Raw genomic sequence first — 11,079 nt, 5'->3', positions numbered from 1 at the left:
TGGAACTTCCCGCTGGCGATTTTCACCGGCCAGATTTCTGCGGCATTAGTAGCGGGCAATACTGTGATTGCCAAACCGGCTGAGCAGACCCCGCTAATTGCTGCCCAAGCTGTACAAATTCTCTGGGAAGCTGGCATTCCACAAGATGTATTGCAACTGTTGCCCGGCCGTGGTGAAACCATTGGTGCCCAGCTGAGCCAAGACTCCCGCATTCAAGGCATCATGTTTACCGGTTCTACCGAAGTAGCAAAAATTCTGCAAAGAACTGTAGCCAAACGGTTAAACCAGTTTGGTGAAAGTGTAACCCTGATTGCCGAAACTGGTGGCCAGAATGCCATGATTGTGGATTCATCTGCATTGACCGAACAGGTAGTGCTGGATGTGGTCAACTCTGCTTATGATAGTGCTGGTCAGCGTTGTTCCGCCCTGCGTGTATTGTGTGTACAGGAAGATAATCTGGACACTGTACGCCATATGTTAAAAGGTGCCATGCAGCAGTTGCGTGTTGGCAATCCAGTTCTGCTCAAAACTGATATTGGTCCGGTCATTGATGCCGAAGCCCAGCAGAACATTCAGAAGCATATTGATCAGATGCGCAGCAAAGACCATAAAGTCCATCAATTGATGTTTAATCAGGATGCTTCTGAACTGGCTCAAGGCACCTTCATTCCGCCTACTTTAATTGAACTGCCAAACCTGAATGATCTGGAACGTGAAGTTTTTGGTCCGGTGTTACATTTGATTAGCTATAAAGCTGGCCAACTGCCACAGTTGCTAGATCAGATCAACAGTAAGGGTTATGGCCTGACTATGGGACTACATACCCGGATCGATGAAACCATGCAGACTGTGATCTCGAAAGCACATGTCGGCAACCTGTATATTAACCGTAATATTGTCGGTGCAGTCGTTGGGGTACAGCCCTTTGGTGGTGAAGGTCTATCCGGCACTGGTCCAAAAGCCGGTGGTCCACTTTATATTTACCGTCTAATGCATCAGGTATCCGAGAAAAAGTTAGCTCAACCTTATGCGATGAATTCTGCTCAGACAACGCTTGAAAATCCATTGCTACAGGAATTTAAAGCCTGGGTATATAAAACTTTCCCAAGTATTTCCTTAACCACTCCAGCTAAAATCACAACTGGGCACAGCTTTAGCCTGCAAGGTCCAACAGGTGAAGAAAACCAGTACATGATCTTGCCGCGTGAGAGTGTGCTCTCTCTAGCAGACAATGATGTAGATCAGATTCAGCAAATCTTGGCAATTTTATCGGTGGGTAGCCGCCCAGCTGTACTGGCAGACAATACTTTTATACTCAAGTATCTGCAAAGTATGCCCGCGAGTGTGGTGAAAGCCATTAAAGTCATCAAGGATATTGAATCAGGTGATTTTGAGGCTGTACTGCATCATGGCGAGACCTCTGCATTGATGGATTTGCAGCAACGTATTGCAAGACGACAAGGAGCTATTGTAGGTATCACGCATTTAAGCTCTGGAAATTATGAGATTCCAGTGGAGCGTTTCGTGATTGAACATGCAATCAGTATCAATACCGCAGCTGCAGGTGGTAATGCTAGTCTCATGACCATGTCAGGCCTATAAACAGCTTTAGTACTGAGATTATTTTAATCCCTTTCCTCTTATGGCCAAATCTCTCCCCTTTGAAGATTTGGCCTTTTTTTAACTGCTTTTCCAGCTTGTTTCCCTGAATAGTCTTAGGCAGAACAGCAAATTTTTGCTACCATCTTGGCTTTCAAAATATTTGCGATTTTTTACTGCATATGACCTCATCTTATCAGCAACAACTGGATGCCAAAGTTGAACGCATTAGCGCGCAATTTGCCGAATATCAACCACCTGCCCTTGAAGTATTTGAGTCGCCTGAACAGTACTATCGCATGCGTGCTGAATTCCGGATCTGGCATACTGAAGATGACCTGTTCTATGCCATGTTTGAGCGTGACGAGAACAATAACAAGAAAGTGATCCGTATTGATGAATTCCCTGTGGCTGACCGCAGTATTAATGACTTAATGCCGCAATTGCTAGAAGCCTTCAAAGCTGATGCCACTCTGGGCCACCGCCTATTTGAAGTGCATTTCCTGGCAACACTAAAAGGTGAAGTACTGGTTTCCTTGATCTATCACCGCAAGCTGGATGAAAGTTGGGAACCTGCAGCTAAAGCACTAGCTGAAAAATTAAAGATCAAGCTGATTGGTCGTAGCCGTGGCCAGAAATTTGTCTTGAGCGATGAGTTTGTCGTAGAAGAACTCAGTGTATTTGACCGCAAATATCAGTACAAACAGATCGAAAGTAGCTTCACCCAGCCGAATGCACAAGTCTGCCAGAAAATGCTGGAATGGGCATGTAATGCCGCGCAGCAGTCTGATAAAGACCTGTTAGAGCTTTACTGTGGCAATGGTAACTTTACCCTGCCATTGTCTACCCGTTTCCGTCGTGCATTGGCAACTGAATTGGCCAAGTCATCTGTGTATGCGGCTGAATGGAATATCGAGCAGAACGGTATCGACAATATTCAGGTAGCACGTCTATCTGCTGAAGAATTTACACAAGCTTTTAATGGTGAACGTACTTTCCGCCGTCTGCAAGAAGCCAATATTGACCTGTCAACTTATGACTTCGATACGGTATTCGTCGATCCCCCACGTGCAGGGATCGATGATGAAACACTGAAACTGCTACAGCGCTTTGAACGAATCATCTACATTTCTTGCAATCCGGACACATTACACGACAATCTGAAACAATTGTCCCAAACCCATAAAATTACCAAGTTTGCCCTGTTCGACCAGTTCCCTTATACCCACCATGTAGAGTCAGGCGTACTGCTGGAAAAACGCTAAAAATATTGTTTCAATTTATTTTTTTGTTACATAAATGGAGCTTTTGTTAGCTCCATTTTTATACATAAAATTAGTAACTTATGCATGAATTATCTTGTTTCAATCAAATAATATCGTTCAAAATGTCTTCTGCAATCGAAAATTTGAAATACTGACTGCTGCTTTTATCACATAGGCCCTATTGCTTTATTTATTAAATTGGATATATTTCACCCTATGTTAGGTTGTGTATGAAGGCTCTATGAGTTTCTGGCAGAAGTTGTTTTCAGATGAACAACAAAATGAACACAAGAACCAGATTGCTTGTGTTGAAAATGATTGCTCTTGCAAGACAAATGAACAGCTCCTTGAAGCACTGTCTAAAGCAACTGATGAAGATATCATTATCGGAATCAAAAAAGTTCTAGCTTCTCGCGGTTATAGCCGTAAAGAACTCAATGAACTTCAGCACCTGCCGCTGCAATAAGCAGCTTAGGTCTTGATAAAAAGCATTTGCATACGCAAATGCTTTTTTTATATCTATCATTTGGATTTTTGCCTACCCTTCTTTGCTTTTAATCAGGTGGAACCTACTCCTTCTATCTAAACCTAAGTGTCTATATCTTTATTTCTTTTCAAATATGCAGATAAATGACTTTTCATATTTGCTTAGGCTATTTAGACATTATAGTTTAAGATCTGCCTCAATCAGTTCACATACAGCATTTATAAAGTTCGAAAAATTTAAAGATGACTGTCTAGACAACGAATTCTGGATAGAATTGAGCCCTAAAACATCGATTAATTCACAAAAAAACAGTACACTTGGTGTTTAAAATACACTTGTTATTAAATGGCTTAATCTTTACATGCAGCGAACTAAACGGTTTCCCATAGGTGCACATCTTATGGTTAAACATTTCGGTTATACTCATCACGGGATTTATGCCGGGCGTGGTCGTGTCATCCACTACTCCGGTTTTGCACATTTATTTAAGAAGCATCCAATTGAAATCACCTCAATTGAGAAATTCAGTAACGGTAAACCGATTCAGATCCAGTACTATGCTTCAGCAAAATACAAAGGCCGTAAAGTGGTTCGTCGTATGCGTTCCAGAATGCATGAAAATAACTATCACCTGATTATTAATAATTGTGAACATCTCTGTACCTGGGCAATCACTGGCGTAGAAAGCAGCCCGCAAGTTATTCAGATGATGAATCGCCTGACGACGATCGGTTATATCAGCTCCATGATGAGCTTTATGAATAGCCTTTTCCTGACCTTGACGACCACCTGTTTCGCTCTAGCCCTCTATATTAAGAAAAAGCTTCGTGACAAGGCCAAACAACGTTTAGAGCAATATCGTGAGCTACATGAGCAGGTCAAAAACAATAGCCCAGATCTTGGTAATCATTTAAAACATCGCTAGGGTCATAGTTTCTTGCTTTTAAAATTTTTAAGTCAGCCACTCAAAAATAATTTGAAAATAAGATGATTTTCATTTAATTTATTTAATGATTAGCTTTTCAATAAAATCAGTTTAAACCTAAGTTAAATAAGCTTTTTGAGCTTTAATCGCTTCAGGTAATTCTTGTCCTAAAGAACTCAAGGTTTCACGTTCGATCAGTCTCACAATAGAGTCTAAAGGCAGATCATTATCCTGAAATCCAAAAGGCTCTTCCAGTTCCGCACTCAGTTCATCTAGTCCTAACAGCATATAAGCAATCAGGCCAACTAGAATCGGCGTCCATAAACCAAGACTGGCTTCCAGACTAAATGGCAGGATAAAACAGAAAGAATAAACAGCGCGATGCAACAGCACCGAATAGGAAAAGGGTAACGGCGTCGACAGGATCCGGTCACAACCCGCCTGTATATCACCCAAAGCCACTGTATGCTGATTCAAATTGTTATAAATAATGTCTGTGATTTTGCCCTGTTTATAGAGCAAAACCAAATCTTTCTGGATCTGTTCCAGTACCCATTGTGATGCATTGATATGCGTGGACAATTGTTCAAATGCAGCAGCATCAAAACCAGTGTGCGCCTGGTAATGCTGAATACTTTGCTGTTGCTGTCTTAAACGGTCACGTAATAAGTGAGTAAACAGCATCATACGATACAGCAAGATTTCACGTGATTGATCATCAAGGACGTAAGTATCACGACATAAATGACGTGTGGTAGCAATCAGCGCTCCCCACAGCTTGCGCCCTTCCCACCAACGGTCATAACAGGCGGTGTTACGAAAGCTGAGAAAAATCGACAGAATCACCCCGAAGATGGTAAAGCCTATGGCCGGCACTGCGGGAAAACTAAAGAAATGCGCCTGACGCAGATAGACCAGCAAGCCTGAAAGAAAAATTACCAGCCCCAAGGCAGGCAGAACTTTAGGCAAAATTGTGCCATGCCATGCGAACAATAGACTAAAGCTATTACTTTTATCACGAACAATCATTCATTCTTTCCTGCCACGATTGAAAAAGCCCAACCGGAGTTGGGCTTTTTAGGGATTTAGCTTAAATTATTTGCCAGGTTTAAAGCTGTCTTTCAAATCCAGAATACGATTGAATACTGGTTTGTCGCTTGTATGATCATATTGATCCGCTACGAAATAGCCTTCACGTTCAAACTGGAAACGATCTTCCGGTTTTGCCTCAGCCAGCGCAGGCTCAATAACTGCTTGAACCACTTTTAATGATTCAGGGTTCAGATTCGCCAGGAAGTCATCCCCAGTTTCTGGATCAGATTCAGTGAACAGACGATCGTAAATGCGAACTTCGGCAGGAATACCTTTGGTTGCAGATACCCAGTGAACTACACCTTTTACTTTACGGCCTTCAGGATTTTTACCTAAAGTTTCAGGATCGATTGAGCATTTCAATTCAACCACTTCACCGTTCGCATCTTTAATCACTTCATCACATTTGATGACATAAGCATGACGAAGACGCACTTCACCGCCCGGAATTAGGCGTTTGAAGCCTTTAGGTGGCTCTTCTTCAAAGTCTTTATGGTCGATATAGATTTCTGAAGTGAGCGGAATAATACGTTCGCCCATATCTACGTTTGGATGACGTGAATGAGTCAGATCCATATCCGCTGGCAAATTGGTTAAAGTCACTTTCAGTGGATTCAATACTGCCATACCGCGAGCTGCAGTATTTTCTAAAGATTGACGGATGCAATATTCAAGCATTGCTACATCAACGATACTACCATCGACTTTAGATACTCCTACACGCTTACAGAAATCACGCAGACCTTCAGGCGTGAAACCACGACGGCGCATACCGACAACAGTCGGCATACGTGGATCATCCCACCCGTTAACATAACCGCCTTCAACCAGCTTGCGCAGCTTACGTTTAGACGTGATGGTGTAATCAACATTCAGACGGCTAGATTCGTATTGACGTGGAACTGATGGCGATTTAACTTTTTCCACCACCCAGTCGTAGAATGGACGGTGATCCTGGAATTCCAGTGTACAAAGTGAATGCGTAATGCCTTCAATCGCATCTGATAATGGATGCGCATAGTCGTACATTGGATAAATTTTCCATTTATCGCCAGTCTGGTGATGCGCAGTATGCAGAATACGATACAGGATTGGATCACGCATATGCACATTTGGAGAATTCATATCAATCTTGGCACGCAATACCGCTTCGCCTTCAGCATATTCACCAATGCGCATTTTCTCGAAACGCTCAAGGTTTTCTTCCACAGTCGCATCGCGTTGTGGCGAGTTTTTACCTGGCTCTACGAAGTTACCGCGGTTCAGCTTGATCTCTTCCGGAGTTTGCAGATCCACATAGGCATCGCCCTGTTCAATCAGTTGAATTGCCCATGCATATAACTGGTCAAAATAACTTGATGCATAGCGTGGTTCACCATTCCACTGGAAGCCCAGCCATTTCACATCATTGGCAATACCATCCACATATTCCTGCTCTTCTGCATCCGGGTTGGTATCATCAAAACGCAGGTTGCACAGGCCATCAAATTCTTCAGCAATACCGAAATTCAGGCAGATCGCTTTTACATGACCAATATGCAAATAACCATTTGGTTCAGGCGGGAAACGGGTGACCACTTGCTGGGTACGGCCAGCCGCTAGATCGTCAGTAATCACCTGACGTACAAAGTCTAAGCCTGGTTGTTGTTCCTGCTGCTGCGCTGAATCGACTGCATTCTTATTTTGGGTCGGGTTGTCGGGCAGAGACGTCACAACATCATTTGGCTTCATGATTAATCATTCACTTCTAAAGTTAAAAAGGGATTAATGAATATGCAGTAGCTCACGCGGTCTAACTGTATTCACTAAATAAAGGTTCTTTAGTTTAACTATAGGTGAATGATCTCTCAACCGTTAACTTAGGTATTTGATTTCAATTCGTTCATTTTCAAATTGGAAAATACAATAGCTTACCAAATCGTAAAATATCCGCTTTTGACTGAGCCAGCAGATCAGTGCATGCTCTTAAGGTCAGACAAGCTTTATGAATACGAATGATCTCGAAGAAATGACTTTGTAAATCAATGCATAAATAAGATACGATTTTTATGTTTTTAACAAAGAAAATTATGTTTTTGCTTGCCTTGTCGATTGTAGTTTGCTTATGCTTCCTTCATTCAGAAAAAACCATGGCATTAGTCCATGATTAGGAGATTACACAATGAGTTTTCCTCAAGTCGAATTAAACACCAATAAAGGTCGTATTGTTCTTGAATTAAATGCTGAAAAAGCACCTAAAACAGTAGCTAACTTCTTGCAATATGTACGTGACGGTTTTTATGACGGCGTAATTTTCCACCGCGTTATTGATGGTTTCATGATCCAAGGCGGCGGCATGGATGAAAACTTCAAAGAAAAAGCAACGCGTGATGCGATTGAAAACGAAGCTGACAACGGTTTAAGCAACGATGTAGGTACCATTGCAATGGCACGCACTCAAGCACCTCACTCTGCTTCTGCTCAGTTCTTCATTAACGTGAAAAACAACTCTTTCCTTAACCACACTGGCAAAACTGCACAAGGTTGGGGTTATGCCGTATTTGGTAAAGTGGTTGAAGGTATGGACGTTGTTGATGCAATCAAAGGCGTTCGTACTGGCAACCGTGGCTATCACGCTGACGTTCCTCTAGATAACGTTGTGATCGAATCTGCAAAAATCATTTCTGAGTAATTTTAAATCCTCCCTAACCCTCCTTTAATAAAGGAGGGAACCACCATTTTTAAAGATGATTTTTCTCCTCCCTGAGTAAGTTTTAAAACATTGCTTTTAAAACGAAGCGCAAGAAAGGGAGGTCGGGAGGGATTAAAAAATAAGGAAAAGATTCGTGACCTATCTGTTTATCTCAGATTTACATTTGTCACCTGATCACCCTCGACTCGTTCGGGGGTTTTTAGATTTATTGGCAGCTTATCAGCATAAAAATACCCAACTGTATATTTTGGGCGACTGGTTCAATGCCTGGATTGGAGATGACTACACTGCTCCCTGGCTGGATGAAATCGTCAGTGCTTTAAAACAGTTTAATCAAGCCGGCAATCAGATCTATTTTCTCATCGGTAACCGTGACTTTGCCTTAGGCCAAGATTTTCTGGATCAATTTTCCGGACAGCTTTTACCTGAAATGACCAGCTTAAATATAGGTTCACTCCGATATCGGATCGAACATGGTGATGCACTCTGTACCGATGATGTGTCCTATCAGCGTTTTAGAAAAGTCATCCGTCATCCCTGGATGTTAAGCTTTTTAAGAAAAATGCCTTTAAGTTTCCGTACCAGACTCGCTAATGGTTTCCGCAAGAAAAGCCATGAAGCACAGCAATTGAAAAGCTATGAAGTTATGGATGTAAACCCATCTGCGGTAGAAGCAGCACTCAAAGAAGCAGATGCGCTGATTCATGGACATACTCACCGCGCTGCAATCCATGATGTAAATGGTAAAAAAAGAATTGTTTTAGGAGATTGGAAAGCTGATTATGCTGAGATTTTAGAGCTGAGCAGCTCTGATATTGATATTCATAACATTCAGCTAAAAATCTGGTATTACCCATAAAAAAAGCAACTGCGAACAGTTGCTTCTTATATTTTATTTAACTTAAACGGTATAACTGGTTAAAACCAGTATAGAAACTTTTACCATCCAGATTAAATGGATATTGTTCACCGTTTTCAAGTTCAATCATCTTGCCCACATTGACCATAATCATACCATTGATGGTATTTTGCTGACGTTGCATTGGAACAACTTTGACTTGAATTTCACAACCATTAATGGCGGTCGCGATAGACCATGTATTTAAATTTTTCAAAATATTCACTCATAATATGAGCTTTTTGTGATTAAACAAGGAGAGCTATAGACTAAAAATAAATCTTATTTCTGGGTTTGCTAGAGTTTTTTTAACAGGAAAACCTGTCTTTCGTGTATCACAATCAGCTAAAAATAAACCAGCGAAAAAAGTATTCGCTTTAAAGTAATTATCTTATAACTCTTTTTTGACCAAATAGCAAAATTACATTGTAATGACATATGTCAAGAGTAGTATTTTTCAGATGCTTTTTCGCATATCTAAATGTCCAGTAAAGAAGTATTTCAACATATAAAACACACCGATCAACATCATGATACTAAAGCTTGAGATCAAATCTCCTGAATCAAGAAGTTTAAAATTGCCAGATATCCAGTAGCCAAAGTATAAATCAGCATAAAGACTAAAAGATACGTTGCCCTAAACGATAACGTTGTTGCTTTTTTTGCTCATGGATCTGTTTTTGCTGCTCAAAAAATACGTCAATTTCTTCTGGTTTCATTTTTCAACCCCACCCATCTTATTTTATAAACTACTATAGCTAAAGTAGATAAAAAAAGCGCTGACAAATCAGAGCTTTTATAAAATATCTTCTGTGTGATTAATCAATATTGAGAAACCACAATTTACGACCCTCTGATATTTTTATGATCAATAACCGCCTTCTGACTTGATGACTTCAGCATCAGGTTTATATTTCGCCAAAAGTTCACGAAGCGAATTCATCAGAACACTGGTATCAACCCCTACTGCAACGAACTCACTTCCAAGCGCCAGATATTTCTGGGTAGCTTCATGCTGAGTCGATAAAATCCCAGCAGCCTTACCAGATGCACGAATCCGCTGAATGGCGTCTACTACTGCTTTTTGTACTTCAGGATGGTTCGGATTTCCCTGATAACCCATAGTCGCTGAAAGATCTACCGCCCCAATAAATACACCATCAATCCCCTCAATCTTGAGGATTTCATCCAGATTTTCCAAACCTGTCACCGATTCAATCTGAATTAACAAACAGATATTTTCATGAGCAGTCTGGTAATAATTCGGGATACTGTTCCAGCGTGTCGCACGTGCCAGTGCTGCACCCACACCACGAATTCCTTCTGGTGGATAGCGGACTGCTTTGACCATTAATTCGGCCTGCTCCACAGTTTCTACCATAGGAATCAATAAGGTCTGTGCGCCTATATCTAGTAATTGCTTGATCAGTTGTACACTGCCTATTGGGGGGCGTACTACAGCTTGAGATGGATAAGCAGCGATACTCTGTAATTGAGAGAGCGTTGTTCTCAAGTCGCTTGGGGCATGCTCGCCATCAATCAAGAGCCAGTCATAGCCTGCATTTGCCGCAATTTCTGTCCCATACGCGTCAGCAAGTCCGACCCACAAGCCAATTTGCTGCTGCGTCTTTAATTTACGTTTAAAGTAATTGGTATATTGCATCGGCCCACCTATCTTGCATGCTATTGCCTGAAGTTCTTATTAAACTCCTGTTACCAGAAACTGCCAATATACAAAAGCTTGCTTTTTATCTGATTTAACTCTTAGTTTTTCATAAAATTTCACTCAAGATTATATAAATATAGACTTTGCCGATGATGTTTTTATTGTAATAATCTTTTGATCAGAAAAATCTAGATGCCTAAAGCATATTTCTAAACGCCTTATCAAAAGATTGGAGTCCATCAATGGATTTACTCAAGATCGCTCAAACCCGTTATACCACTAAAGCTTACGACCCTAACAAGAAAGTTCCAGCAGAACAATTTGAACGTTTATTAGAAATCTTACGCCTGACGCCATCTTCAATTAATATCCAGCCCAGGCATTTTTTTATTGCCGACAATGATGCCGCTAAACAGCGTATTGCCAAAGCACTAGTGGGAACTTATGCCTACAAT

11 protein-coding genes are annotated in these 11,079 nt (G+C 41.2%); 7 read left to right on the top strand and 4 right to left on the bottom strand.

Annotation, left to right across the window (positions count from 1 at the left end; genetic code table 11):
• The 4 genes from B4J23_RS10375 to B4J23_RS10360 form a co-directional block, all read left to right on the top strand.
• On the top strand, positions 1-1,602 hold a 1,602-nt coding region (locus tag B4J23_RS10375), incomplete at its 5' end, for an L-glutamate gamma-semialdehyde dehydrogenase (protein ID WP_291360480.1).
• Between the two features lie 179 nt (positions 1,603-1,781).
• Complete coding sequence (gene trmA / locus B4J23_RS10370; RefSeq protein ID WP_291360478.1) at positions 1,782-2,864, top strand: tRNA (uridine(54)-C5)-methyltransferase TrmA; 1,083 nt, start codon at positions 1,782-1,784, stop codon at positions 2,862-2,864.
• 241 nt (positions 2,865-3,105) lie between these two features.
• Complete coding sequence (locus tag B4J23_RS10365) at positions 3,106-3,330, top strand: hypothetical protein (RefSeq protein WP_004786091.1); 225 nt, start codon at positions 3,106-3,108, stop codon at positions 3,328-3,330.
• 382 nt (positions 3,331-3,712) lie between these two features.
• On the top strand, positions 3,713-4,276 hold the full coding sequence (locus B4J23_RS10360; RefSeq protein ID WP_125278319.1) for a lecithin retinol acyltransferase family protein: 564 nt from the start codon (positions 3,713-3,715) through the stop codon (positions 4,274-4,276).
• A gap of 117 nt (positions 4,277-4,393) precedes the next feature.
• Here B4J23_RS10360 and B4J23_RS10355 read toward each other — a convergent pair whose 3' ends face one another.
• Both B4J23_RS10355 and B4J23_RS10350 read right to left on the bottom strand, forming a co-directional pair.
• A complete protein-coding gene (locus B4J23_RS10355) occupies positions 4,394-5,305 on the bottom strand; it encodes a bestrophin family protein (protein WP_291360476.1) in 912 nt (303 codons plus the stop codon).
• Between the two features lie 66 nt (positions 5,306-5,371).
• Positions 5,372-7,099 carry a glutamine--tRNA ligase/YqeY domain fusion protein gene (locus tag B4J23_RS10350; protein WP_291360474.1) on the bottom strand — a complete coding sequence of 576 codons (1,728 nt, stop codon included), beginning with the start codon at positions 7,097-7,099 and terminating at the stop codon, positions 5,372-5,374.
• Positions 7,100-7,529: 430 nt separating this feature from the next.
• Between B4J23_RS10350 and B4J23_RS10345 the strand changes: the two genes are divergently transcribed.
• A complete protein-coding gene (locus B4J23_RS10345) occupies positions 7,530-8,039 on the top strand; it encodes a peptidylprolyl isomerase (RefSeq protein ID WP_291360472.1) in 510 nt (169 codons plus the stop codon).
• A gap of 154 nt (positions 8,040-8,193) precedes the next feature.
• Positions 8,194-8,919, top strand: coding sequence for a UDP-2,3-diacylglucosamine diphosphatase (locus tag B4J23_RS10340; RefSeq protein ID WP_291360470.1), 726 nt, complete (start codon positions 8,194-8,196; stop codon positions 8,917-8,919).
• A gap of 37 nt (positions 8,920-8,956) precedes the next feature.
• Here B4J23_RS10340 and B4J23_RS10335 read toward each other — a convergent pair whose 3' ends face one another.
• Positions 8,957-9,175 (bottom strand): hypothetical protein, encoded by a 219-nt coding sequence (locus B4J23_RS10335; protein WP_004786100.1) that lies wholly within the window; start codon positions 9,173-9,175, stop codon positions 8,957-8,959.
• Between the two features lie 651 nt (positions 9,176-9,826).
• Positions 9,827-10,621, bottom strand: coding sequence for a 4-hydroxy-2-oxoheptanedioate aldolase (gene hpaI / locus B4J23_RS10330; RefSeq protein ID WP_291360467.1), 795 nt, complete (start codon positions 10,619-10,621; stop codon positions 9,827-9,829).
• A 245-nt stretch (positions 10,622-10,866) separates the two neighbouring features.
• On the opposite strand from hpaI, the gene B4J23_RS10325 reads away from it, so the two are divergent.
• Positions 10,867-11,079, top strand: a 213-nt coding sequence (locus B4J23_RS10325) for a nitroreductase family protein (RefSeq protein WP_291360465.1), incomplete at its 3' end; no start/stop codon positions are given.

Origin of the sequence: Acinetobacter sp. UBA3025 (genome assembly GCF_002367915.1) — a bacterium.
In the GTDB taxonomy this organism is placed as follows: Bacteria; Pseudomonadota; Gammaproteobacteria; order Pseudomonadales; family Moraxellaceae; genus Acinetobacter.
Note: the sequence above shows the minus strand (reverse complement) of the source record. Positions and strands in the feature narration are given on the sequence as shown.

Bases quoted from the DNA above. Each gene is read 5' to 3' on its own strand.
- trmA (WP_291360478.1), top strand. From the start codon at position 1,782: ATGACCTCATCTTATCAGCAACAACTGGATGCCAAAGTTGAACGCATT.
- B4J23_RS10365 (WP_004786091.1), top strand. From the start codon at position 3,106: ATGAGTTTCTGGCAGAAGTTGTTTTCAGATGAACAACAAAATGAACAC.
- B4J23_RS10360 (WP_125278319.1), top strand. From the start codon at position 3,713: ATGCAGCGAACTAAACGGTTTCCCATAGGTGCACATCTTATGGTTAAA.
- B4J23_RS10355 (WP_291360476.1), bottom strand. From the start codon at position 5,305: ATGATTGTTCGTGATAAAAGTAATAGCTTTAGTCTATTGTTCGCATGG.
- B4J23_RS10350 (WP_291360474.1), bottom strand. From the start codon at position 7,099: ATGAAGCCAAATGATGTTGTGACGTCTCTGCCCGACAACCCGACCCAA.
- B4J23_RS10345 (WP_291360472.1), top strand. From the start codon at position 7,530: ATGAGTTTTCCTCAAGTCGAATTAAACACCAATAAAGGTCGTATTGTT.
- hpaI (WP_291360467.1), bottom strand. From the start codon at position 10,621: ATGCAATATACCAATTACTTTAAACGTAAATTAAAGACGCAGCAGCAA.